Below are 26,218 nucleotides of genomic sequence, written 5' to 3'. Positions count from 1 at the left end.
GTGATAGATTAAGGGTACTCGAATTGAAACGGCGTAATTTGTCGCTTTTTCTAAATTGTTTTTGAAGGAGAGATCGCTTTGTCTGTTGTATTGAATAACCCAATGAAGCTGAATATTGAAAGATTAAACCAGGACATCAGCATATTTCCACAGGTACACCCAATTACTGAAGATATGAAGCTTACCCATAAGGGCGTATCAAGATTAGTTATGCTTGACCGCTATTCGTTTAAAGATACCGCTAAGGTGACACTGACTCAGGGTGACTTTGTAGTATTGACCATTAAGGAAGATCCGAAGTTTCCTGCACGCGGTCTTGGGTTTGTCGTAGATATCGATTGGGAAACGAAAAAGGCTAAGGTGCTGGTAGAAGAGGAGTACCGGGGTGCGCTTGGTAAGCCGGAAGAAGTGGAAACCGGAATTGTGAACCGCTCGCTGGATGTCATTGAAAAACCATTAGAAGTTTATTACGAGCAGATTGCTAAAAGGAATGCAACAGGACTGGCATCAGTAGAAAAAACAGAGGAAAAGCGCAAAGAATGGTTTGAGAAATTTTATCAAGAGCTTGTTTCTCTTAACTTTATTCCAGCAGGACGGGTTCTTTACGGTGCTGGCGCTGACACAGATGTAACATATTTTAACTGCTATGTAATGCCATTTGTCCAGGACTCCAGAGAGGGAATCTCTGAGCACCGCAAACAGGTTATGGAAATCATGAGCCGTGGCGGCGGTGTTGGTACAAATGGTTCAACACTTCGTCCGAGGAACACTCTGGCAAGAGGAGTAAACGGAAAATCCTCGGGTTCTGTTTCCTGGCTGGATGACATTGCAAAGCTTACACATCTTGTTGAGCAAGGCGGTTCAAGACGCGGGGCTCAAATGATCATGCTGATAGATTCACATCCTGATATCGTTGAATTTATCATATCAAAAATGCAAAATCCTAGGATCTTGAGATTCCTGATCGAAAATACAACGGATGAAACCATTAAGCAATATGCGAGTGAAAAGCTTAAGTTTACTCCTTACATTGAATCGGAAGAGGCCATGTATCAGGGAATCATTAATTATAAAAATATGCCTGGCCTGGGCGGCTTTAATGAAAAAATTATTAAAGATGCTGAGGCAAAATTACGTACCGGGGGTACCTATAGCGTCCATAACCCTGAATTCCTGACAGGCGCAAATATTTCTGTCTGCTTAACCAAGGAATTTATGGCTGCTGTAGAAAATGACGAAATGTACGACCTTCGTTTCCCGGATGTGGAAAGCTATGATAAAGAAGAAATGGAAGTCTATAATCGGGAATGGCACAAAGTTGGAGACGTAAGGGAATGGGAAAAAGCTGGACACAAGGTACGTGTTTATCGCTCCATCAAAGCTAAAGAGCTCTGGAACCTGATTAATGTTTGTGCAACTTATAGTGCTGAACCAGGTATCTTCTTTATTGATAATGCCAATGACATGACAAATGCCAAAGCATACGGTCAGCAGGTAGTAGCAACAAACCCTTGCGGCGAGCAGCCGCTGGCACCATTCTCTGTCTGCAACCTTGCCGCAGTTAACCTTGCTGAAATGGCAGATAAAGAGAACAAAACGGTTAACTTTGAAAAACTGAAAAAGACGGTTGAAGTCGGTGTGAGGATGCAGGATAACGTAATTGACGCCACTCCTTACTTCTTGGAAGAAAATAAAAAACAGGCACTGGGAGAACGCCGTGTAGGTTTAGGTGTTATGGGCCTTCATGACTTACTGATCTATTGTGAGACTGAGTACGGCTCAGAAGAAGGAAATCAACTTGTAGATAAAGTCTTTGAAACCATTGCTGTGACAGCTTATCGCACTTCAGTGGAATTGTCAGAGGAAAAAGGAAGCTTCCCATTCCTGACAGGGGCGACAGAACAGGAAACAAACGACCTGCGCAATCGTTTTATTAATACCGGGTACATGCAGAAGATGCCCGAAGATATACGAGAGAGTATTTTAGAAAAAGGGATCCGGAACTCCCACCTATTAACTGTTGCTCCGACTGGAAGCACAGGTACCATGGTCGGGGTCTCCACAGGCTTGGAACCTTACTTCTCCTTCACGTACTATCGAAGCGGCCGTTTGGGCAAGTTCATCGAAGTAAAAGCAGATATAGTACAGGAATACCTAGAGAAGAATCCTGGGGTAGATCCTAATGAACTGCCTAAGTGGTTCATCTCCGCTATGGAGCTTGCCCCGGAAGCACATGCTGATGTTCAGTGCATCATCCAGCGCTGGATTGACAGCTCGATCAGTAAAACGGTTAACGCTCCTAAAGGATATACCGTGGAGCAGGTAGAGAAGGTATATGAACGCTTATATAAAGGCGGCGCTAAAGGAGGAACGGTTTATGTAGATGGAAGCCGGGATTCCCAGGTACTGACCTTGAAAGCAGAAGAAAATACGTTTGAGGAAGAAGAGACTTCCGTTGAAGAAAAGAAAAAGGTTGTACTGGTTGATACGATTTCCCCGCTCCGCTCAACGGATGTGACGATCGGCTCAGAAGTAGGAAATACCTGCCCGGTCTGCCGCAAAGGAAAGGTCAAAGAAATCGGCGGATGTAATACCTGCACGAACTGTGGGTCTCAGCTAAAATGCGGGTTGTAAGAATGTAAAAAAGGGTGACGGTGTTCAAGTGACCCCCAGGCTGTCGAGAATATCTCGGCGGCCTTTTTGTCTTTCCTGATATATGCGACTCGGTCCAGCCTCAGCACGACTATCTGAAACTTGTTCGGTATAGTATCCTTTTTCTCGTTCCTAAGAAACCAGCGCATACACAGAATGAATATCTACACAAGCCGGGGATCATCCGCTTTTTCATGTAATTTATTCTCTGCCATAACAAGGAAATCATGTATCAGACACAAAAACGAATACTACATAAGGAAATCTAAAACAACATAAAAGTGGTGAAGTTCATGAGAAAGCCTTTTATCCCTCAGCTTGTCTATATTGAGCCGCGGGCCTTGGAATATCCTCTAGGCAGGGAGCTTAAAAAGAAATTTGAAGACATGAATATTGAAATAAGAGAGACAACCTCACATAATCAAATCAGGAATCTCCCGGGAGAAAGCGATTTTCAGAAATACAGAGTAGCTAAATCTACGCTGGTTGTTGGAGTTCGAAAAACCCTTAAGTTTGACACATCTAAACCGTCCGCTGAATATGCGATTCCCCTTGCGACGGGGTGCATGGGCCACTGCCATTACTGCTATCTGCAGACAACTCTGGGAAGTAAACCGTATATCAGAGTCTATGTAAATATTGATGAAATTTTTGAACAGGCAGCCAAGTATATGGAAGAAAGAAAGCCTGAAATCACCAGGTTTGAGGCAGCATGTACTTCCGATATTGTAGGCGTAGATCATCTGACGCATTCACTCAAGAGAGCCATTGAGTTTTTTGGAGAGCAGGAATTTGGGGCTTTGCGTTTTGTTACGAAGTTTGAGCATGTTGATCATCTTCTGGATGCTAGACACAATGGGAAAACCCGCTTTCGCTTTAGTGTGAATTCCCGTTATGTTATCAAGAATTTTGAGCCAGGTACTTCCACATTCGAAGGACGCCTTGAAGCAGCGAGAAAAGTCGCAGATGCCGGATATCCGCTCGGGTTTATTGTTGCTCCCATTTACAGACATGAAAACTGGAAAGAGGGATATCACGAGCTCTTTGAGCGGCTTTATAATTCCCTGAAAGGTGTCGATCTCCCAGATTTAACTTTTGAATTGATTCAGCACCGATTCACCTCTCCTGCTAAAAAGGTAATTCTGAAAAATTATCCTAAGTCCAAACTTGAATTGGATGAAAGTAAGAGAAAATATAAATGGGGCCGATACGGTATAGGGAAGTATGTATATACAAATGAAGAGGCCAAAGAATTAGAAGATACGATCAGAGGGTATATTGCAGAGTTTTTTCCACTTTCACACGTTCAATATTTTACCTAAGGAGATGCCGGCGGCGCTCCTTTTTTTAATGTAAAACAGAAAAACAGCCCGTCAGTGTCTGTCAGGCTAATATCCTCAGGCATAAGATGTATCAAAATGTACATCAGGGGGATGGATAAATGCATGTGGATGGCGTGTTTTCTGGAGGAGGGATTAGAGGGCTGGCGTTTGTCGGGGCCTATGAAGCGCTTGAACGAAGAGGATTTAAATTTATTCGTTTAGGAGGAACAAGTGCTGGTGCAATCGTTGCAGCCTTTATCATGGCCGGATATTCCAGCAGCGAAATAAAACAAATGATGGAAGAAACAGATTTCCGCAAATTATTGGATGAAAGAAAGCTCTGGCTACCCATTCCTTTTGCCAAGTGGCTGCTTTTATATAAACGGATGGGCCTTTATAAAGGGGATGCGCTGGAGAAATGGATTGGGTCGAAGCTTGCGGGGAAGGGCATCCATTCATTTTCCGATTTGCCCCCGCAGGCGTTCAGGGTCATTGCTTCAGATTTAAGCACTGCAAGGCTCGTGGTGCTGCCGGATGACCTTGAGCATTACGGAATTGATCCAAGGTCGTTTTCTGTTGCCAAGGCCGTGCGGATGAGCTGCAGCATTCCTTATTTTTTTGAACCGGTAAAATTAAAAATTGGGAAGAAAAAAAATCTGATTGTGGATGGCGGGGTACTCAGTAATTTTCCTATGTGGCTCTTTGATTCTGAAAATGTAAAAAAAGTAAGGCCGGTATTAGGGATTAAAATTGCCACGGATCAATTTCTGGGGGAGCCAAAGGAAATTGAGAATGCATTTGAATTATTCGGCGGATTATTCGAGACGATGAAAGATGCACATGACTCAAGGTATATTTCCAGAAAGTTAACACCAAACATTTTATTCATTCCAACCAAAGGTACAGGGGCAACGGAGTTCCATCTAACAGACGAGAAGAAACAAGAATTGATCGAGTGGGGCAGGAAGTGTACGGAGGCCTTTTTAAAGAGATGGTCTTATTAAGCAGAAAAATCACGCATTAAAATAATGCGCGATTTTTCTTTTTGCCTTTTTTGCCTTCAATAACGGTTAAGTGGATATCTGATCGATTTCGATTTCTAGCCCTTTTCATTTTGGCGAGAGAAAAGCTTTGGACATTATCCGCTTTACCTTTTGCGGCATCACGGGTTTTTAAACGTTTCTTTGAGTCGCGGGCAGCTTTCATGAAGGAACGTTCATGCTGCGCATTAGGCTTGCTTTTAGTTAATCGCTTTACAGCAAAGATGACAATACCAATCGTAATGGCTAAGATCACTGCATTTTTTATGAAGCCGGCTGGGTTTGACACCAAATTGCCTAATAAGCCAATTGCCCCCAAGAAGATTATTCCATAAACCAAGAATGACACTGGACGATTCAACAAAGCCACCTCCTTAAGAGCATCTTTCGCATCTTTAATAAAGTTTAAACTTCTATATATCGTAAAATTCCCGTTTGCGAAAATTATATACTTCTATATTTCTTACACAATCTCCTCTGAATCTAAACCTTCTGCTGCCCCTTTTTCCAATTTCAGTAATACATTGAAAGAAGAAATCGCGACCTCTACCTGGTCATCACTGGGCTCTTTTGTGGTTAACAATTGCAGCCAAAGACCTGGGTATCCCAAGTATTTTAAAACTGGGATATCTCTTACTTTATTTGTAATTTGAAGAACTTCGAAGGAAATACCTAAAACCACGGGGATCAGCGCGAGCCGGTCTACAACCCTCAGCCATAACGGAGTAGTCGGTACGAGCATATAAACGAAAACGCCGATGATTACGGTAAATAGAATAAAACTGCTTCCGCACCTGTAGTGAAGCCTGGAGGCAGCCTGGACATTCCCGACAGTAAGCTCTTTATTTTCTTCAAAAGCATTAATGACTTTATGTTCTGCCCCATGATACTGAAAGACCCGCTTAATCAGCGGCGTCAGTGATACTGCATAGATATATCCAAGGAGAAGGATGAGCTTGAACAAGCCTTCTAATAGCACCTGGCTAAAGTCACTTGAGAAAATAGGTTTAAACATTACGGCTAAGAAAACTGGGACTAAGGTAAAAATAAACTTTCCGAATAGGAAAGAAATGACACCGACAGCGGCAATTCCGAGTGTCATCGCAAGCTTTGAAGTTTCTTCTTTGATTTGATCATCTTCATTAGGGCTCCGGTCATACCGTTCTGAAGAAAAATTTAAATGTCTGGACCCGATACCGCTTGCTTCAATTATGGCCGCTATGCCCCTTAAAAAGGGAATTCTTTTAAGAGCTGCAAGTATGGGCTTCGTTTTTTTTGGAACTCTTAAATAATCTATAGATGAATCATTTCTGCGGATCGCCGTAACGGTGTAATGCCTGCCGCCGAACATGACACCCTCTATTACTGCCTGCCCGCCGTATACGGGTTTTTGATTTTCTGACATGTGTCCACCAGCCTGTATTGTAATTTTCCTTAGCTTATAATGCGAATAAGGATAAACGGTTACCTGATGCGAACAATAAAATACAGGTTAACGGATATTTTCTAAAAGCTAATAAGTTATAATCTTATTTTACAGAAAAAAAACTAAAACCTCTAGATGAATATTTAATCTCCTCCGAACTTTCCCATTTGACATCCGCACTGTTGTTTAGGTTGGTAAGAAAATTCTAAATTATGTTAGAATGTTTGTATTAGCGAACAAGAAATTTTATCCTGAATCTTAGACGACGGCAGGCTTAGGGAGAGAGTCATGGAAAAGATATTACTAATCAATGGTCCTAATTTAAACAGATTGGGAAAACGGGAACCTGAAAAGTATGGCAGCACTTCATTATCAAAGCTTGAAGCAGGCCTAAAGGCTTTTGCCGCAGAAAACAATGCTGAAGCCGTATGTTACCAGTCTAACTCTGAAGGCGAAATTATAGACGCTTTACATAAAGCCGAAGATACAGAAGTACAGGGGATTATCATAAACCCTGGCGCATATACACACTACAGCTATGCGATCCGGGATGCCATCGCCGGCATAACAAAACCAGTTATCGAAGTACATATTACAAATATCCACGCACGTGAAGAATTCAGGCATGTGTCAGTCACCGCACCCGTCACACGCGGACAAATAGTGGGGCTGGGAATTCAAGGCTATAATTTAGCATTAACGGCTCTGTTACATATAATAAGGAGGGGAAATTAAATGGAAAAATTGGACCGCTTACGCAGAGAATTAGAGAAAAAAGAGGTTGATGGGATATTAATCACCAGTACATATAACCGGCGTTATATGACTAATTTCACAGGATCTGCCGGAGTTGTACTGATTTCAAAATCAACAGCCAAATTCATCACCGACTTCAGATATGTGGAACAGGCTGGAGAGCAGGCAGAAGGGTACGAAGTCGTTCAGCACAAAGGAGTCATTCCAGAAGAAGTTGCCGTACAGGCAAAATTGATGGGAATCTCGAAACTCGGGTTTGAGCAGGATCACCTTACTTTTTCTGCGTATAACGCATATAAGGAAGCATTTAATGGAGAGCTTGTCCCATTAAGCGGTGTTGTAGAAAATTTACGCTTGATTAAGACTCCATCTGAGATTAAGATATTAAAGGATGCAGCGAGCATAGCAGACTTAGCTTTTAAACATATTATAGAATTTATCCGTCCGGGCTTAACGGAGCTGGAGGTTTCCAACGAGCTAGAATTCTTTATGAGGAAGCAGGGGGCAAAATCGTCCTCATTTGATATTATCGTCGCTTCAGGGATACGTTCGGCATTACCGCATGGAGTGGCCACCAGCAAAGTAATTGAATCAGGGGATTTTGTTACTTTGGATTATGGGGCATACTTTAATGGGTATGTATCTGATATTACCCGTACGCTTGCTGTCGGAGAACCGGCCGAGAAACTTAAAGAAATCTATAATATTGTGTTGGAAGCACAATTGCGGGGAATGGCCGGCATAAAGCCAGGCATGACGGGTAAGGAAGCCGATGCACTGACTAGAAACCTGATTGCTGAAAAAGGATATGGTGAATTCTTTGGGCATTCAACTGGCCATGGGATTGGTTTAGAAGTACACGAAGGGCCTGCCCTTTCAGTAAAATCAGATTTAATCCTTGAACCAGGCATGGTTGTTACTGTAGAACCCGGCATCTATGTAGCGGGTCTCGGCGGTGTTCGTATTGAAGATGATGCTCTCATAACAGTTGAAGGTAACGAATCCTTGACTCATTCAACTAAAGAACTTATTATTTTGTAAACTATTAGGAGGTACATACATGATTTCAGTAAACGATTTTCGTACAGGATTAACAATTGAGGTAGACGGAGGAATTTGGACAGTAATCGAATTCCAGCACGTTAAACCAGGTAAAGGTGCAGCATTCGTGCGTTCCAAGCTTCGAAACCTTCGTACGGGAGCTATTCAGGAAAAAACATTCCGTGCAGGTGAAAAGGTAGCCAAAGCACACATCGAAAACCGTAAAATGCAATACCTATATGCTTCTGGAGACAGCCACGTATTCATGGACAACGAAACATACGAGCAAATCGAACTCCCAGCAGCTCAAATCGACCGTGAGCTTAAATTCCTTAAAGAAAACATGGAAGTCTACATCATGACGTTCCAAAGTGAAACTCTAGGGGTTGAGCTTCCAAATACAGTAACACTCGAAGTAACAGATACAGAGCCAGGAATAAAGGGTGACACAGCTTCTGGAGGATCCAAACCAGCAACTGTGGAAACTGGTTTAGTCGTTCAAGTACCTTTCTTTGTAAATATCGGAGACAAACTGATCATTAATACAACCGACGGAAGCTACGTGTCCCGAGGATAATGTTGAAACAGCCCATTGGTAAATGGGCTGTTTTTTTATGGATCAGGGGGCATAAATAGATTATGGTAAACACCAGGGCTGGGCAGTCTGGTTGGAGATGTAAAGGTGGTTGGGAGGTGAGGAAATGGCTTGGCATGGAGTCGGCTGAAAGCCGAAGGGGATATATATCTTAGAAGATGCCAGTACTGGATTTATCATTAGCATAGTGGAATTAATTGTAAGTAAAAGATACCTTAAATAAACTCGGCAGGTTAGCTAGCGTCAGATGACCGTGAAAACTATAAATAGTTAAAGCAGGATTAGAAGTGGGGAATGATGGCAGTAACTAGGGTAAGAGGGAAGGTAGATGAGAGCAAAATGCTGCCAGCAAAGTGAATAGGACCTGCAGGGGGGAGTTGAGAGAAAAAAACTAGGGTAAGCATAAGAGCTTAACAATAAGCATAAGTCGCCAAAGATAAGCATAACCCCATCCCGAGAAGCATAGCTGTCAGCAGGAAAAGCATAAAAGGTATAAACGTAAGCATGTTTATGGAAAATATAAGCATAAATCTTTCAAACATAAGCGTAAACATCGAAAACCCAAGCATATATGAAACGATTAATCCTCAATAACATCGACATTCTTCTAAATTATGAGTTTTTTAACCCAATTTTGCTTTTCCCTCAAAAAATCCCTCCCAAATGTAAAAAAATTCAAAAGTAAAGTACATTTTAACTAGTTTAAAGGACTTGCCATCCTCCAGAATGCAGCACCCTTAACAACTGGAGTAAGAAGTAAGAAGCACATAACTTCATAGCACTTCCTTTTTTAAAAGGGAAATTTCCATATTTCTAATAGAGTCTATCCACCCACAATCCATTGCAGCAGCCCGCGTCTCCTATGTTTATAAAAATCTAGTAATAAAGTGTACAGGCCTGCCATACAAATGAATTATGAGAACTGGCAATAGGAGGGTCAAAATGGATTCCGTCTTTTCAATTTTGCCAAGGAATATTGGAGATCAGCTGAGAGTTTTACCGGAAGCAGTTCAGGACTGTATGGAAGAAATTAGAGTACGAATTGCCAGGCCGCTTGAGATTATGGCTGGAGGGGAGCCTCATTTTCTGCCTTATGTGGTTACATATGAGGATTCTGATCAGCTATTGAATGCTTTAAGCCAGTTTTCGTTATATACGATTGAAGAAGAGCTTAGACGGGGATACGTGACGATCGAAGGCGGGCACCGAGTGGGGCTGGCCGGCAAGGTAGTCCTGGAGAACAGCAGTGTGAAAGCTATTCGTGATATTTCTTCCTTCAATATACGGATTGCGAGGCAGAAAATCGGAGCAGCTGAAAGGCTGGTTCCACTCCTATTTGATGGAAGCTGGAAGCATACACTTTTAATCGGGGCGCCGCAGACTGGCAAAACCACTTTGCTTCGGGATATAGCCCGTATTGTATCGAGCGGCATGGATTCGAAGGGAATAGGGTCCCGTAAGGTTGGTATAGTGGACGAGCGTTCTGAAATTGCAGGATGCGTGAGGGGGATTCCTCAGCTCGAGCTGGGTCCGCGGGTTGATATTCTAGACAGCTGCCCGAAGGCTGAAGGAATGATGATGTTAATCCGGTCTATGTCGCCAGATGTCCTGGTGGTTGATGAAATTGGCAGAAAAGAAGATACTGAAGCGGTTTTAGAGGCGGCAAATGCCGGAATTAAACTGATTATCACGACACATGGGAATTCGCTGGAAGAAATAAGAAAGCGGCCTATTATCCAAAGAATACTGGATGAGCATATTTTTGAACGTTTCGTTGAGGTCACCAGGGGTGCAGCTCCAGGGACTATTTCAACAGTCCGGGATGCTTCCGGCAAGGAACTCCGTTTAGGAACGGGGGCTGCCTATGTTTAAAGTCATAGGGGCAGCATTTATTTTACTGGCTACTACCTGGTCTGGTTTTGAGATAGCAAGAGGGTTCACGGAAAGACCTAGGCAGCTAAGGCAGCTAAAGTCCTCTCTTCAGGCACTCGAAGCCGAAATCATGTATGGGCATACCCCTCTCAGGGATGCGTCCCTAAAACTGTCAAAGCAGCTGCCTCAGCCGCTGTCCTTATTTTTTACAGCGTTCGCCTCTAAGATGGAGAACAATGAAACAACTGTAAGAGACGCATGGACGGAAAGCTTACAGGAAGTCTGGAAATCACTCTCCTTAAAGCAGAGCGAATATGAAATACTTGTCCAATTCGGAGAAACGCTGGGGAGGCATGACAGGATGAGCCAGCAAAAACAGATCATCCTAACATTGACCCACCTGGAACGAGAAGAAAAAGAAGCGCTCGACCGCCAGAGCAAATATGAAAAAATGATTAAAAGCCTCGGTTTTTTATCTGGGTTGCTGCTGATTATCATACTTTTGTAAACCAAAAGGGAGAGAAAAGAAATGGGAATAGATGTTGATTTAATCTTTAAAATAGCCGGAGTTGGGATTATCGTCGCGTTTCTTCATACCGTATTGGATCAGGTCGGCAAAAAGGAGTATGCGCAATGGGTGACGCTCGTTGGGTTTATTTTTATTTTGTTTATGGTGGCCTCCGTTATGGATGACCTATTTCAAAAGATCAAGTCTGTTTTTTTATTTGAGGGATAAGGGGGGCAGATTGCTATTGAGATTCTTAAGATAGTCGGTATTTCCTTAATAGCTACCTTTCTCGCGCTGGTTATAAAGGAGCAGAAACCTACCTTTGCTTTTTTATTAGTGGTTTTTGTCGGTTGTTCCATCTTTTTAATGCTGCTTGATCAAATCTCACAGATTATTCATATGATTGAAAGAATTGCCGTCAAAGCCAATGTAAACATGATTTACCTGGAAACAATCTTAAAAATTATCGGAATAGCTTATATTGCGGAATTTGCTTCCCAGATCACAAAAGATGCCGGGCAGGGTGCCATAGCTTCTAAAATTGAACTTGGCGGTAAAATTTTGATTCTTGCCATGGCCATCCCCATTTTGACTGTCATTATAGAAACCATTATAAAACTAATTCCCAGCTGACAATAACAGCAGGTGAGGTGGATGTTTCATGAAACAGTGCATGCTTCTCTTCTTATTAGCAGTAGTATTTATATTTTCGAGTGATCATCGGGCCTTTGCTGAAACGAATCAAGAAGCACCCATTAGTAACGAAGAAATCGTTAATTCACAGCTGGAGAACCTTGGAATCAATGACCTTAAGGGATTTTGGGACAAGGTTGTCACCGATTATGGCGGGTTTTTGCCGGAAAGCCAGAAAGGCAGCTTTTTTGATTTCGTAAGCGGTGAAAAAAAGTTCTCCTTTAACGAATGGATGAAGGGTCTAGCCAAATTTATATTTCATGAACTTCTGGTAAATGGAAAACTGCTTGGCACATTAGTTGTTCTAACTGTTCTAAGCATGTTTCTCCAGACCCTTCAGTCAGCATTTGAAAAAAGTTCTGTCAGCAAGGTAGCCTATGCCATTGTATTCATGGTATTAATTATCATCGCTTTAAACAGTTTTCACGTGGCCATTGAGTATACGAAAGAAACGATAGGTATGATGATTTCATTTCTGATGGCACTCATTCCGCTGCTGCTGGCTTTAATTGCTGCATCGGGAGGTGTAGTCTCAGCCGCATTCTTCCACCCAGTCCTGGTGTTTTTGATGAATACAAGCGGGTTATTGATGCAGTACGTCGTGCTCCCGCTGCTACTGCTATCTGCAATCCTTAGCATAGTCAGCACGTTAACAGAACAATATAAGGTCACCCAGCTGGCAAATCTCCTTAGAAATGGCAGCATATGGCTGATTGGTACGTTCATGACGGTCTTTCTCGGAGTCATCTCCGTCCAAGGGGCATCATCTGCAGTCGCCGACGGTATCACCATTCGGACAGCAAAGTTTATCACCGGTAATTTTATCCCAGTAGTCGGGCGGATGTTTTCCGATGCAACCGACACAGTCATGAGTGCTTCTGTACTTTTAAAAAATACGGTTGGGCTGGCAGGGGTGGTTGTACTGCTGTTAATCTGCGTGTTCCCCGCTCTTAAGATATTAATTGTCGCTTTTGTGTACAAGCTCTCAGCAGCGATCCTGCAGCCTCTCGGGGGCGGACCGGTCATCAGCTGTTTAAGTGTGATCAGTAAAAGCATGGTGTATATCTTTGCGGCACTTGCCATCGTATCCATTATGTTTTTCCTGAGTGTTACAGTGATCATTGCAGCAGGAAATGTAACGATGATGGTGAGGTGAGGGATGATGCAATATTTAACAGGCTGGGTCACAAATATTATTCTCTTTATTCTATTAGCTACGGTAATCGACCTGCTGCTTCCGAATTCAACGATGCAGAAATACGCAAAAATGGTCATTGGTCTTTTGCTGATTGCCATTATCTTATCTCCAATATTAAAGCTCTTTTCAACTGATTTTGAACAGGTTGTATCGAAAGCTCTACATACATCCCAGAAACAAGAAAATATAGAAAATTTAATTGAAGATAAGAAAAAAGAAATACAAGCCTCACAGCAAGCATATATTTTAAAACAGATGGCTGTCCAACTCAAAACAGATGCAAAAGAGGAGTTGATGAATAAGTACCAGATGAATGTAGAAACAGTTGATCTAGAAGCTAAACAAGTGGACACGCCTGAATTTCCCAAAGACATAAAAAATATTCATCTCACATTGAAGCCTGCTGATGACCTAGGCTCAGTGGAAACAGTGGCACAAGTCAATATCGACACCAGTACACCGAGGCCCAGCCAATATGCAGAAACGAAAGAAATAAAGAATTTCCTTGCAGCAAAATGGTCAGTAGAAGAAGAAATTCTTTCTATTGAGCTAGAGGGAGGGGGAGTTATTAGTGAAAGATGACAAAGGTCCTTTTTCCCTGCTGGCTAAGCTCCTTAAGAAGGAGAAGGGGCCCGGGAAGCCTTCCAAGCATGCATATGTACTAGCGGTTCTAGTAATAGGCGTCGGGTTTATGATAGCCAGCAGCTTTCTTACAAACACAGAAACCAGCACCACTACAATGGGAGATGCCGCCGAGACTGGAAGCAGTCAGTCTAAGGATGACGTAGCCGCATTTGGGATGAAGAAAGCCACAGGAAAGAAGATGTTCACCGATTATGAAAAACAATATGAAACACTGTTGAAAGAAGCCCTGGAGGATGTTGCAGGCATTGAAGACGTCACCGTAATGGTCAATGTCGACTCATCAGAAAAAAAAGTGTACGAGAAAAATAAAGTCACCCGAAAGCAAATAACCAACGAGGAAGACAGGGATGGCGGCAAGCGCCAGGTGGAAGACAGCTCGGTTGATGAACAGCTTGTATTTACCCGGGATGGCGAATCCGAGGTCCCGCTCGTCACTCAGACACAAAAGCCGTCTATTAGGGGAGTCCTGATTGTCGCAAAAGGCGCAGATAATATACAGGTCAAAAAATGGATCCGGGAAGCTGTTACCAGGGTACTGGATGTATCCAGCCACCGCGTATCTGTACTAGCTAAGAAATAATGCAGGATCAATGTGCTTAAAAGCATTTCATATAAATAAGAAATCTGAGGAGGATCATTCATGTTATTAAAAAAACAAACAGTATGGTTATTAACAATGTTAAGCCTTGTTGTAGTCCTATCCGTCTATTACATCACTACACCGCAAAAGCCTGCTTCCGATATGGCAGCGACCGAGGAGAAAAAGAAAGAAAAACCAGCAGCCAAGACAACCACATCCGATACAGCTAAAAAAGAAAATGCTGACAGCGGTAAAGCAGTAACAGCCCCAGCTAACGACGAAGTCTTCGAAGCTATGCGGATGGAACTTGAAGATGAGCGCAACAAACAAAAAGAAGAACTGGCTGTAGCCATGACAGAAGACATCTCAGCAGAAGAAAAAAATGCAGCCTATGAAAAAATCAACAACCTGGATGACCTGGCTGTAAAAGAAGGAATGCTGGAATCCCTAATCGTCTCCATGAATTATGACGGAGCACTCGTAAGAATCAAAGGAAAAGAAGTGCACGTACTGGTAAAATCCAAAAAGCAATCTAGCAAAGCAGCAAACGAAATCATGACCACCGTAAGCAAAGAGCTAGGAACAGGAACAAACGTAGCAGTAGAATTCCAACCGGGGAAATAGAAAAGCGGAGAACGGTGCCTTTCAACATAAAATTATATGATCAAGGCTAGGCTAATTGGCTTAGCCCTTTTATTTTTTCATAAAACTAATGAAAGGCAGCCATCCGAGTAGCATAAGACGAGCAGGCCGTGAGAAGTGCATTTCCTTCTCATGGACTGATTGGCTTATGACGGGAGGATGGCAGTTCGGAGCTGGACAGATAGAAAAGCGGAAAGCGGTCCGGAGCGATAGCGAAGGAGCGGCCCTACAAGCATAAGACGGGCAGGCCGTGAGAAGCGCTCTTCTTCTCATGGCCTGATCGGCTTATGACTCGAGGGACACAGCTTGGAGCTGGACAGATAGAAAAGCGGAAAGCGGTGCCTTTCAACATAAAATTATATAAGTAAGGCTAGGCTTATTGCTTAGCCTTTTTTATCTTTTCGCATCATTAAAAAGGCAGCCATCCGAGTAGCATAAGACGAGTAGTCCGTGAGAAGTGCTTTTCCTTCTCACGGACTGATAGGCTTATGACTCGAGGGTCTCAGCTTGGAGCTAGACAAATAAAAAAGCGGAGAACGGTGCCTTTCAACATAAAATTATATAAGTAAGGCTGGGCTTATTGCTTAGCTTTTTTATCTTTTCGCATCATTAAAAAGGCAGCCATCCGAGTAGCATAAGACGAGTAGGCCGTGAGAAGTGCATTTCCTTCTCATGGACTGATTGGCTTATGACGGGAGGATGGCAGTTCGGAGCTGGACAGATAGAAAAGCGGAGACCGGTGCTTTTCTAATCAAGAAATGTTAAGGAAGTTAGGCTGAACGCCTAGCTTTTCTTATTTTTTCACAAATCACATGAAAAGCAGACACCTGAAAGGCAAAAGACGAGCGGCAGCGAAAGGCCGCTTTTACCTTTAGATGGCGATGGGCTTATGACCGAAGGTGTCAGTTCGGAGCTGGACAAATAGAAAAGCGGAAAGCGGTGCCTTCCGAAGTCAGCTAATTGATAGGACAATGATGAAAGAACCAAACTAGAGAACCAAATGTAAAAGAAGGCAGAGACCCGATAAAGTAGACTTGCTGATTGGCGAGCGGAGCGAAGACAGAAGCTTAGTCGCACTTATGCGCTAGCCAAGCATAAGACGGGCAGGCCGTGAGAAGCGCTCTTCTTCTCATGGCCTGATCGGCTTATGACTCGAGGGACGCAGCTTGGAGCTAGACAGATAGAAAAGCAGAGAACGGTGCCTTTCAACATAAAATTATATAAGTAAGGCTGGGCTTATTGCTTAGCCTTTTTTATCTTTTACATATTCATAAAGCAATTGGCTTAGCCCTAATTGCATCGTATAAGAAAATAATTGTATCGTATAACGAAATAATTGCATCGTATAAGAAAATAATTGTATCGGATAAAAAATTAATTGCATCATATAAAAAAATAATTGCGCGAAAAAGAATTGGCCTCTATTTTTTTGCGGTTTACCTCTGTTAATTGAGCGAAAGGCCCCGCGATTTTTCAAGTTAAGTAATCATTACACCATACAGTTACAGAACAGAATACTCTACTGCGTAATTGTTATCTTTCTCCATCAAATCCCAGTATAAAATTCTCCCTACAACACATTAACTAGGTCCAACGGTCGGTTTTTCCAATTTACCAGCAGAAGTTCATGGTTATTTTCCAGAAAATGTAGGTCTTTTCCCTCTATTCCTGAATATGGAAAATTCTTAATATTAAGTTAATGGATTTACTAGAAAGCACAGATCATCTTACATATCCCTGAAATCATGGAACGAGTAAACATGCGTAGGAGGCAAATGATGAAGAAGGATTGGAAGAACAGGCTTTTACCCATCATCTTAACAGTCACTTTAGCCAGCAGTATGATTTTACCCAGCTTGACATTGGCATTAGGCAGCTTCGACTTAAGATCTCCCATCATTCAAACGCCGATTAACCAGTATCAAGCAGATCTCGCGCCTGGTGTAATGGAAAAGCATTACAGTTTTGAAGGAAAAGAAGGAAAGAAGATTGAAAGTTTTGTAGTAGAAGTGGATATGCAGAATCCAAGCCTTTCGATTGAGGCCGGCACACCAAATGATGAAACTGCATTCGGCCTTCAGCCAGTTAGGGGACAGGCAAGTGCAGCGAGCGGAGACAACCACACAGTTGTAGCTGCAGTTAATGCTGACTTCTACAATATGGCGACCGGGGAGCCTTCTGGCTATGTTTACAAAAACGGGCAAGCTGTAAAATCCAAATCATTAGCGTCACAAGAATTTTTTGGCATAAAAAAGTCAGGTGAAGCCGTTATTGGAACACCTGCGGAATTTGAAGGCATCAAGGATGAAATCCAGGAGGCGCTTGGAGGAAATGCGATTCTCGTAAAAAAGGGGCAGATCTATGAAACTCCTCAAACAGGAGCAGATAAAGAGCCTCGGACTGCTGTGGGGATTAAGGAAGATGGTGATGTGTTTTTTGTCGTGATTGATGGAAGGCAGGAACCGTACTCAGCAGGAATTTCAATGCCAGATCTGGCACAGCTGATGATCGACTTGGGGGCAGAAAGTGCCTTGAATCTGGACGGAGGCGGTTCATCCACTTTTGCTACTCGGGAATTAGGCGGGGATAAACTGGAAGTGGACAACCTCCCGTCTGATCGGATGGAAAGAAGTGTAGCAAATTCTTGGCTGATTGTTTCAAAAACACCTGCAGACCATGTATTTAATTCAGCCCATATCGAGCCTTATGACCAATCCTTTACGCCAGGCTCAAAGATTCAGTTTTCGGCCAAAGGGCGCGACAAATCTATGGCATCAGCTGACCTTCCAGCTTCTGGATTAACATGGGAATTAACGGATGGTTCATTCGGCAGCATTGATGAAACGGGCAAATTTATCTCGAATGGCAAAACGGGAGTGCTTAATGTTTTGCTCAAACATATGGGGCAAGAAGTCGGGAGAAGCATAATTGAAGTGGCACAGCCAGATCAGATGTCCTTTATTGCCGGGGAGATGACGGCGGGCAGAAAAAGTAAATTGGATCTAGGATTAACCACTTTGTTTCAAAAAAGAGAAGTGAAATGGAACTTAGAAGATATGGATTTTGACATCCCCGAAGGAATGGGAACCATTGATGAAACAGGAGTACTTCATACAGGCGATAAGAATATTACGGGGATCATCAAAGCCGCTTTAAAGGGGACTGGCCTTTCAGCTCAAATAAAAGTATCGGTTGGAAAACTTCCTGAAGTCGTGTTTGATTTTGAAGGCAGCATGGGAAACTGGAAAACCTCAACAGCAAACCGGGGAGAAAAAGGGCTGCTTGATTTATCCAGATATCCTGCTCCTGTCATATTTGGCAATCAATCATTACAGATCGATTTTGACTTTACAAATGCACAAACCGGGACAACGCTGGGGGTTTATGCAGGACCTGGTACAAATATGGCGATAAATGATAACCCGACAGCCATTGGGATGTGGGTATACGGAACCCCGGAAGCACAAGGCTACTGGCTCAGAATGCTTCTTGTCGATGGGAACAATAAAAGCCAGACACTTAATCTTACTGAGGAAAACTCCGGGATTAACTGGACTGGCTGGAAATACATTGAGGCAGAGATACCAGCCTCCTTTACCGGGCCATTCAAAATTTCCGGAACACAGGCCATCAGGCTGATGTCCACCAAATCAGGAATTACCGGCCCGATGACGAAAGGCTCGGTATATGTCGATAATATCAGGGCGGTATACGGTGAGAAAGTAGATGATTTACATCCGCCTGTTATTCAGTCCGTTAACGTAGAAGAGCAAACCTATACAACGAATGCAGTCGTGATAAAAGCGGTGGTGAATGAGTTTGAAGAGGATCCTTTCAAGACAGGAATTGATTGGGAGAAAATCAGCATCTTTGTAGATGGAAAGAATTATTCTAATTTTGAAGGCCATTACTCTTATGATATGGACGGCTCAGTATCATTAAGCGGCTTAAAATGGGCTGATGGTATTCATAAGGTAATCATTAAGGTTCCTGACAAGTTTGGAAACCAGGCGGTTAAAACAAGTTATTTTACCGTAAACACAGGGTCAGCCAAGCTTGAAGTAGGTAAGAGACAAGAGGCGGCATTATTAGGTGATGTATTTGACCTTACAGTAAAGGCGTTACATCCTGATGTAATGTTTGGGGCGGATATGAACCTTCGCATTGATAAAAATTATAGGGTTGAGAAAATCCAGTTCTCAGAAGGATTTGATGGAAGTACATCCAGCTATGATGCCGATACGGGAATCGTTTCCTTGAACTTAGTGAACAGCGGTGATGCAGGTTCTGCTGCAGAGGCTGCCGTTATATCTATAAGAATACCGCCCTCCACTAAGGAAGGCAGTAAATTAACCTATGACCTAACAGAAGGAAGTATAAACTTCCATACACCAAAGGGGGATGACTTCGTTCCCACATTTTCTATGAAGCCTGCAACTGTTGAAGTAAAAGGCGCCTATGAGATTGTCTCCGAACCGGTATTAATTGGGAAACCAGCGATTATCACAGTCAAAGATAACGATAAGAATTCGATTGGCGATGTTGAAGTATTTGCCGAAATAGACGGCAGTAAGGAACCCGTTTTACTTGGTAAAACCGACAGCAGCGGTTCTGTAAAGGTAGATTCCATTACGAATGAAGTGAAGAAAATCGCGTTATATGCAGTTAAGGAAGGTAAGTATTCATTTAAATGGAATACTCAAACCTTCCCGCCGCTGACTCGAGACGGTGAGATAAAAAATCTCATATCCACTGCTGCAGGTGATCCCTATAAGGAAAAGAACTTTACCTGGATGTCAAGTCCGCTTGCAAAGGGAAAGACATTGATACAGGCTGCGAAAAAGAAGGATTATGACAGGAAAGGAAATAGTTCGCTTGAAACATTCACTGGTACTTGGAGCAGCCAGGTATTTTCCGGAGAGCAGAATATTTCTAAAAATGGAATCGCCCGCGTAAATGAGGCAGCATTAAAGAATTTGCAGCAGGATACAACTTATATCTTCCGTGTAGGTGATGGCGAAACCTGGTCGGAGCTGCAGGAGTTCACTACATTGAAAAGAAAGCAAAGCTTTGAGTTTGCGATTTTGGGTGATACACAATCACCAGCAGATTTACGTGACTTTAATAGCATACTAGGAGAACTTAATAATAAAGACTTGTCACTCATGATCCATGTTGGAGATCTGATAGATGAATCGGCGAAATTCACACAATGGGATGATACATTAGGCACCATGTCCCAGTACAAAAACATCCGTGCAACGGACCTTGTTGCAAACTTAGGGAATCATGAATATATGGGAGACGCTGACGGCCATTTAGCTAAGGCCATCTTCAATACCCCTGAAAATGGTCCCGCGGCAGATATAGGAGGTACGTATTCCGTTGATTATAATAATATCCATTTCAGCGTAATGGGGTTTACCAGTGATGAAGGAGTTTTGGACGAGCAGCTGGAATGGCTGGAAAAAGATGTGAAAACGTCCGACAAGCCATGGAAAATCCTTGTTACACACAAACCGCCGTATTATACCAACCCATTTGGCGGGAATGAAGACATGAAAGAAAAACTGCCGCCAATCATGGATGAATTGGGGATCGACATTGTTTTCTCGGGTCATGACCATTCTTACGGAAGAACAAAGAAGCTGAAAGCGGGCAAGGAAGATCCGGGCGGCACGGTCTACATAGTGGCCGGCACAACAGGTAAAAAACACTATGATGCGGTGGCCGATGAAATATTCGACTACGTAAACATGGACAACATTGCCGTTTCTATGCAGGCAAAGGTAGATAAAGATCAAATTACCTTTACTACAATTACCTCAGACGGGGAAATCATCGATACGTTCACAATAAAAAATGAGGACTATGATAGGGAAGACTAAGACTAAAAAATTCAGCGAGATCCGAAAAAAACAGCTGATTTTAAAACCAATAGCAAAATAAGACCCGAATCCAGCCGAGGATCCGGGTTTTCTTGTTTGACTCATTCCCGATAAAGCTGAATAAGCTTGTGCATTGAAGTATCAGCATCCTCCAGGGAGTGGACCAGATGGGAGTACTGCTCGGTTTGGGAGTGGATCGTGGCAGCTAATTCTTCGAGGCTTGCGCTGGCTTCCTGTACAACGGAGCTGAAATCATTGACTGCAGTTTCGATTTCCCTAGATGATGTTTCGATCAATTGAATATGCTGATGATAAGAAGTGAGTTTATCTTTCAGGGCATTAATGACCTCGAAGATAGCCAAGAATGCTTCTTTTGATTCTCTTGAAAGAGTCAGGTTTGCTTTCATATTGTCGGCTGCGGCAGATATGGAAGAATTAGTTTCGTCCGTTTCCTTTTTTACTTTTCCAAGGTTAGTAGATATTTGGCTGGCAGTTTGATTTGTCAGGTCTGCAAGCTTTCGGACTTCTTGTGCGACAACTGCAAATCCCCGGCCGCTCTCTCCGGCCCGCGCGGCCTCAATAGAAGCATTCAAAGCAAGCAGATTGGTTTGTTCGGCGATACCCTGAATGACCTTTACGAAGTCCACTGCTTCTTCAACATCGATGGAGAGTGAAAACATTTTTTGTGAAATAGTTGTCAATTCAAATGAAAATGTTGTGATTTCGATTTCCAGTTGTGTTAATAAGTCATTTCCACGCTTGGATGCAGATTGGGCCGCTCCGGCATCCTTTAGGAGTTCTGTAGAGAGCCGTGAAATCTCAGCCCCCATTGCAGTCGTATTTTCAAGGGAATGAGAAATAGCAGAAGCAGAATCCGCCTGAACCTGTACCCCTGCAGAAAGATCCGCGATAGAATGAGTCATTTCTAACGCACCATGATAATTTTCCTGGCTGGTATGGTTAACCGAACTGATCATATCAGAGATAACGGCCGTATTTTCTTCAAGAGCTGCCTGGCGTTTTTGATTACCAGCCATCATTTCCTGTGTTTCACTATGGAGTTTATACATCTGCCTGGTCAGCTGCTTAGCAAGTTTAAGCTGAAAGGATAAAAGAATAGTTACGAGTATATGTAATAGATAAATGGTCACATAATTTTTGGTTTCAAAGGGAAGAACTGAATGATGAAGCTGTATGAACATCGTTATGACGATTAACCCAAGCGCGCTGCCCATCCATAATACAGGGCCGTTCATATAAATCGCAGCAGTGGCTAAAATGAAATACACCAAGAAAAACGCGGAGGGTGAAATGCTGTTTTCCATAATGACAAAAATAACAGCAGATACAAGGAAACTGGCTATATAAGGTATAAAAGCAAGGGCTTTCTTGAAATGATGGAGGATGGCTAATATGCCCCATCCGATGCCGCCGCCAATCAGAATCGATAGAACTAAAGCTAGGTCTTTTTTCATAAAAAAATCTACACACGCAGCAAGTAAGACGGAAACCAAGGTAGCTCTTACAACAATGCTGTTCTTTCTGTTTAGGTCTTCCTGCATCAGCTGTTCAATTGTACTCATACGTTTGTCTCCTACTTTCTAAAAATTCGGGTCTTTAGTTCTAATTTTAAATACATAGTAAATTTTTACAATATAATTTTAGAATATTTAAAAAAAACGATTTGATCTCACATTTGACAACTGGCAGTTGCTTGGGAAACATCTTTATAGGTCTTTTATTGAATTTGTACAAGGTATTATCGTATGATATTAGTAGCTAGTCATAATCAAGGTATATATTTAATGTTATCTATTAAATTTTCCTCGAGACTTTGACAGCCATCCACAGCAAGCAGAGAAATATGATACTATTAGCAAAAAAGGACAAGGGGTGCGAGTGTTTTGAAGGTACAGGAAATTCGTGAACTTATTAAATTGGTTGATCAATCTACACTAGATGAATTTGAATATGAAATGAATGGAACAAAGATTGTCATGAAAAAGAATAGCCTCCAGCCTGGCGGTTATACGGTTCAGCAAGTGATCCCGCAGGAAGCACCAGGTGAGGCCGTTCAGGCAGCTCCAGTCCCACAGCCAGCACCAGCAGCTAAGCCGGCTGAAGAGAAGGAGACGGAAGCAGCCGGAGATAATTTACATAAAATCACTTCGCCAATGGTTGGAACGTTCTATCAATCACCTTCTCCAGAAGTGGATGCATACGTAAAGACAGGATCGAAGGTATCTAAGAATTCCGTGGTCTGTATTGTTGAAGCTATGAAGCTTTTCAATGAAATTGAGGCTGAAGTGGATGGGGAAATCGTAGAAGTATTAGTAAAAAACGGCCAGCTTGTAGAATACGGCCAGCCGCTATTTTTAGTAAAGCTTTAAGTAAGGAGCGTTTTAATTATGATAAAAAAGCTTTTGGTAGCTAACAGAGGAGAAATTGCTGTACGCGTTATACGTGCCTGTAAGGAACTGGGAATTGAAACGGTTGCCGTGTACTCTGAAGGGGACCGTGAAGCACTTCATGTACAGCTTGCTGATGAAGCTTATTGCATCGGGCCCACAGCCTCCAAAGACAGCTATTTAAATTTTGCCAATATCATTTCAACAGCCACTCTGACAGGTGCGGATGCTATCCATCCAGGATACGGATTCCTGGCAGAAAATTCTGCCTTTGCAGAGCTGTGCAGAGAGTGCAGCATCACGTTCGTCGGCCCTTCACCTGAGGCCATTTCTAAAATGGGTACAAAAGACATTGCCAGGGAAACAATGAAAGCCGCAGGAGTACCTATTGTGCCAGGATCTCAGGGCATTATAAAGGATGCAGAAGAAGGTCTTGAAATTGCCGAGGGTATCGGCTTCCCTGTTATTATAAAAGCTACAGCAGGAGGCGGCGGGAAAGGAATCAGGATTGCCCGCACCAAAGATGAACTGGTAAAAGGGATTCAGGTTACACAGCAGGAAGCAATGACGGCGTTCGGTAATCCGGGAGTATACCTTGAGAAGTTCATTGAAGATTTCCGGCATGTGGAGATCCAGGTTATGGCCGACAGCTTTGGTAATGTCATCCATCTAGGGGAAAGGGACTGCACCATTCAGCGCAGAATGCAGAAACTTCTGGAGGAAACTCCTTCGCCTGCACTTGATGGGGAAACTAGAGCTGAAATGGGTCTTGCCGCCGTTAAGGCTGCCCAGGCCGTTGATTATACAGGAGCGGGGACTGTAGAATTTATCTTTGACTACAACAGCAATAAGTATTACTTTATGGAGATGAATACAAGAATTCAGGTGGAACATCCAGTCACAGAAATGGTTACAGGGGTTGACTTGATCAAAGAACAGATCAAGGTGGCTTCCGGGGAGAAACTATCCCTGACGCAGGAAGATGTAACGTTTAAAGGCTGGGCCATTGAATGCCGTATAAATGCTGAAAATCCTGATAAGAATTTTATGCCTTCAGCTGGAAAGATTCAGATGTATCTTCCGCCAGGCGGATTAGGTGTGAGGATCGATTCAGCAGCCTATCCGGGGTATACAATACCGCCATTCTATGATTCCATGATTGCCAAGGTGATTACATATGGTGATACAAGGGAAGAGGCTATAAATAGAATGAAAAGGGCCTTGAGTGAATTTGTGATCGAAGGCATCTATTCTACCATCCCGTTCCATCTAAAACTTCTTCAGCATGAAAAGTTTGTGGAGGGAAATTTCAACACTAAATTTCTTGAAATGTATGATGTAATGAACTCATAATGAAAACAGGAGGTGCTCATAATGAGCGAAAATCAATCAACTCTTGAGATGAGTCACAACAATAAGGGATTAGGCAAGGTAGAGATCGCTCCGGAAGTTATTGAGGTAATCGCTGGTATTGCGGCACATGAAGTAGAGGGTGTGGCAAACATGCGCGGGAATTTTGCTTCCGGTGTAGTTGAAAAGCTTGGGAAGAAAAATCACGGCAAAGGTGTTAGAGTGGATCTTTCGGAAGATGGAATCAAACTCGACATTTATTGTACGATGAAATTTGGGGTTTCCATTCCAAAAGTGGCCCAGGAAGTTCAAGACAATATCAGGCAGGCACTAATCAATATGACAGCTCTTGAGCCAGATGAAGTGAATGTTCACATCGTCGGCATTCAATTTGAAAACCAAAAGCCTGACGCAGAGTTTGATCAAGAAATGTAACCAAAGGCATATGTCTTTGGTTTTTTTCTTTTAGCTCTGTTAGTGACTGTTGATCGAAGCTAGCAGGCACACTACCTTACCACGAGGTGGTCAGGGCTGCCTAGGCGCTTTGCACCTGTGTGGTCTCCCTTAAAAGAAAAACGGAGGATGGTGCTTTTCAAGTATTTATTGTTACAGCACTATGGATTGCCGTCTTGATTAAACGCTGCGCATATTGCCTTTTGATGGCGATTGGCTTATGACCGAAGGTGTCAGTCCGGAGCTGGGCAATACCCGCTTATCCCCCAGGAGTCTCGCATATCCGTTACAATCAACAGAGTGAAAAAAATCAACACGGAACGTAAGAACTTTGTTTTAATTTCAATATGTTAATCTTAAGCGAAAAAATTCGGAGAGACTCTCGGAAATCCCAAAGGGTTTTGGAAAGGGGAAATTAGTGCAAAATATTTATATTAACCCGTCTTCTTAATTAAGTTCTGTCATTTCTGATCCAGGGTTTCGCGACATGTCCGGGAGGTTCCTCGGTTTGCTGCACACCGAGGAACCTCCCTTGACCGGGTTTTTCCCTAAGAAGTATAAGCGGCCGAAAGATAACAAAGGCGCCAAAACAAGACTAAATCTTAACACAGGCAGCAGTAAAAAAAGTAATTTTTCTTAATATTTCAATGTACCCTATCGTGTAATGTTCGTTTATGCTATTATTTTTATAAGCTGATTGAAACAGTAAAGGAGTAATACGATGAAGAGAAGAACCGCTAGAGAAAAGGCTTTGCAGGCACTTTTTCAAATAGAAATAGGAAAAGCAGATGTACAGGAAAGCATGGAGAATGTTTTGGATGGAATGGAAAAGGACGAATATTTTGACTTTCTGGTCACCGGAACGACCGGGAATATGGAAACCATCGACCAAACGATCACATCTCATCTTGAGAACTGGAAGCTTGAGCGTCTTGCAGCTATTGACAGAAACCTGCTCAGGCTTGCTGTTTTTGAAATGACCTTCTCGGAAGACGTTCCTGTGAACGTTATTATGGATGAAGCAATTGAAATTGCAAAAACGTTTGGGGATGATCAATCTCCGAAATTTGTTAATGCCGTTTTATCAAAAGTTAAAGACGAATCAAGCAAGTAACCGCCAAAAATACAGAGACAATCGGAAGGGGAAGA

At 42.7% G+C, this 26,218-nt stretch carries 22 protein-coding genes; 19 read left to right on the top strand and 3 right to left on the bottom strand.

The window, feature by feature from the left end; translation table 11 throughout:
• Positions 1-102 precede the first annotated feature (102 nt).
• The 3 genes from CUU66_RS14580 (at position 103) to CUU66_RS14570 (ending at position 4,978) form a co-directional block, all read left to right on the top strand.
• The gene (locus CUU66_RS14580) at positions 103-2,634 is read left to right on the top strand and encodes a vitamin B12-dependent ribonucleotide reductase (RefSeq protein ID WP_374703003.1); all 2,532 of its coding nucleotides are present in this window, start codon (positions 103-105) and stop codon (positions 2,632-2,634) included.
• A gap of 311 nt (positions 2,635-2,945) precedes the next feature.
• Positions 2,946-3,974, top strand: coding sequence for a spore photoproduct lyase (gene splB / locus CUU66_RS14575; protein WP_101643411.1), 1,029 nt, complete (start codon positions 2,946-2,948; stop codon positions 3,972-3,974).
• A gap of 119 nt (positions 3,975-4,093) precedes the next feature.
• The gene (locus CUU66_RS14570; RefSeq protein ID WP_101643409.1) at positions 4,094-4,978 is read left to right on the top strand and encodes a patatin-like phospholipase family protein; all 885 of its coding nucleotides are present in this window, start codon (positions 4,094-4,096) and stop codon (positions 4,976-4,978) included.
• Positions 4,979-4,994: 16 nt separating this feature from the next.
• Here the strand turns inward: CUU66_RS14570 and CUU66_RS14565 are convergent, their stop codons facing one another.
• Both CUU66_RS14565 and CUU66_RS14560 read right to left on the bottom strand, forming a co-directional pair.
• The gene (locus CUU66_RS14565) at positions 4,995-5,375 is read right to left on the bottom strand and encodes an SA1362 family protein (protein WP_101643407.1); all 381 of its coding nucleotides are present in this window, start codon (positions 5,373-5,375) and stop codon (positions 4,995-4,997) included.
• 102 nt (positions 5,376-5,477) lie between these two features.
• Positions 5,478-6,419: a DUF1385 domain-containing protein gene (locus tag CUU66_RS14560; RefSeq protein ID WP_101643406.1), complete on the bottom strand. Its 942-nt coding sequence runs from the start codon at positions 6,417-6,419 to the stop codon at positions 5,478-5,480.
• Positions 6,420-6,728: 309 nt separating this feature from the next.
• On the opposite strand from CUU66_RS14560, the gene aroQ reads away from it, so the two are divergent.
• The 12 genes from aroQ (at position 6,729) to CUU66_RS14500 (ending at position 20,858) form a co-directional block, all read left to right on the top strand.
• Entirely contained in the window at positions 6,729-7,175 is a 447-nt protein-coding gene (gene aroQ / locus CUU66_RS14555) for a type II 3-dehydroquinate dehydratase (RefSeq protein ID WP_101643404.1), read from the top strand.
• A complete protein-coding gene (locus CUU66_RS14550; RefSeq protein ID WP_101643402.1) occupies positions 7,176-8,237 on the top strand; it encodes a M24 family metallopeptidase in 1,062 nt (353 codons plus the stop codon).
• Between the two features lie 19 nt (positions 8,238-8,256).
• Positions 8,257-8,814, top strand: coding sequence for an elongation factor P (gene efp / locus CUU66_RS14545; protein ID WP_101643400.1), 558 nt, complete (start codon positions 8,257-8,259; stop codon positions 8,812-8,814).
• A 960-nt stretch (positions 8,815-9,774) separates the two neighbouring features.
• A complete protein-coding gene (gene spoIIIAA / locus CUU66_RS14540; protein ID WP_101643398.1) occupies positions 9,775-10,704 on the top strand; it encodes a stage III sporulation protein AA in 930 nt (309 codons plus the stop codon).
• Entirely contained in the window at positions 10,697-11,212 is a 516-nt protein-coding gene (spoIIIAB, locus tag CUU66_RS14535) for a stage III sporulation protein SpoIIIAB (RefSeq protein WP_101643396.1), read from the top strand. The genes spoIIIAA and spoIIIAB overlap by 8 nt, the downstream gene beginning before the upstream one ends.
• 21 nt (positions 11,213-11,233) lie before the next feature.
• Positions 11,234-11,440: a stage III sporulation protein AC gene (gene spoIIIAC, locus CUU66_RS14530; protein ID WP_101643394.1), complete on the top strand. Its 207-nt coding sequence runs from the start codon at positions 11,234-11,236 to the stop codon at positions 11,438-11,440.
• Between the two features lie 9 nt (positions 11,441-11,449).
• Entirely contained in the window at positions 11,450-11,845 is a 396-nt protein-coding gene (gene spoIIIAD / locus CUU66_RS14525; protein WP_101643392.1) for a stage III sporulation protein AD, read from the top strand.
• Between the two features lie 28 nt (positions 11,846-11,873).
• Positions 11,874-13,061, top strand: a complete 1,188-nt coding sequence (gene spoIIIAE / locus CUU66_RS14520) for a stage III sporulation protein AE (RefSeq protein ID WP_101643390.1) — start codon at positions 11,874-11,876, stop codon at positions 13,059-13,061.
• A gap of 3 nt (positions 13,062-13,064) precedes the next feature.
• Positions 13,065-13,685: a stage III sporulation protein AF gene (gene spoIIIAF, locus CUU66_RS14515; RefSeq protein WP_257968010.1), complete on the top strand. Its 621-nt coding sequence runs from the start codon at positions 13,065-13,067 to the stop codon at positions 13,683-13,685.
• Positions 13,675-14,328, top strand: coding sequence for a stage III sporulation protein AG (gene spoIIIAG, locus CUU66_RS14510; RefSeq protein ID WP_101643387.1), 654 nt, complete (start codon positions 13,675-13,677; stop codon positions 14,326-14,328). Before spoIIIAF ends, spoIIIAG begins: the two co-directional genes overlap by 11 nt.
• Before the next feature lie 60 nt (positions 14,329-14,388).
• Complete coding sequence (locus tag CUU66_RS14505) at positions 14,389-14,952, top strand: SpoIIIAH-like family protein (RefSeq protein WP_101643385.1); 564 nt, start codon at positions 14,389-14,391, stop codon at positions 14,950-14,952.
• A 1,796-nt stretch (positions 14,953-16,748) separates the two neighbouring features.
• On the top strand, positions 16,749-20,858 hold the full coding sequence (locus CUU66_RS14500) for a phosphodiester glycosidase family protein (RefSeq protein ID WP_101643383.1): 4,110 nt from the start codon (positions 16,749-16,751) through the stop codon (positions 20,856-20,858).
• Between the two features lie 101 nt (positions 20,859-20,959).
• Here CUU66_RS14500 and CUU66_RS14495 read toward each other — a convergent pair whose 3' ends face one another.
• Positions 20,960-22,441 (bottom strand): methyl-accepting chemotaxis protein, encoded by a 1,482-nt coding sequence (locus CUU66_RS14495; protein WP_101643381.1) that lies wholly within the window; start codon positions 22,439-22,441, stop codon positions 20,960-20,962.
• A gap of 321 nt (positions 22,442-22,762) precedes the next feature.
• Between CUU66_RS14495 and accB the strand changes: the two genes are divergently transcribed.
• From accB to nusB, 4 genes are all read left to right on the top strand, one after another.
• The gene (gene accB / locus CUU66_RS14490) at positions 22,763-23,248 is read left to right on the top strand and encodes an acetyl-CoA carboxylase biotin carboxyl carrier protein (RefSeq protein WP_101643379.1); all 486 of its coding nucleotides are present in this window, start codon (positions 22,763-22,765) and stop codon (positions 23,246-23,248) included.
• Between the two features lie 18 nt (positions 23,249-23,266).
• A complete protein-coding gene (accC, locus tag CUU66_RS14485; RefSeq protein WP_101643377.1) occupies positions 23,267-24,619 on the top strand; it encodes an acetyl-CoA carboxylase biotin carboxylase subunit in 1,353 nt (450 codons plus the stop codon).
• 21 nt (positions 24,620-24,640) lie between these two features.
• On the top strand, positions 24,641-25,051 hold the full coding sequence (locus CUU66_RS14480) for an Asp23/Gls24 family envelope stress response protein (protein WP_101643375.1): 411 nt from the start codon (positions 24,641-24,643) through the stop codon (positions 25,049-25,051).
• 739 nt (positions 25,052-25,790) lie between these two features.
• Positions 25,791-26,183: a transcription antitermination factor NusB gene (nusB, locus tag CUU66_RS14475; RefSeq protein ID WP_101643373.1), complete on the top strand. Its 393-nt coding sequence runs from the start codon at positions 25,791-25,793 to the stop codon at positions 26,181-26,183.
• Positions 26,184-26,218: the final 35 nt, after the last annotated feature.

The sequence above is a fragment of the Peribacillus deserti genome, assembly GCF_002863585.1.
Classification (GTDB): Bacteria; Bacillota; Bacilli; order Bacillales; family DSM-1321; genus Paraperibacillus; species Paraperibacillus deserti_A.
Note: the sequence above shows the minus strand (reverse complement) of the source record. Positions and strands in the feature narration are given on the sequence as shown.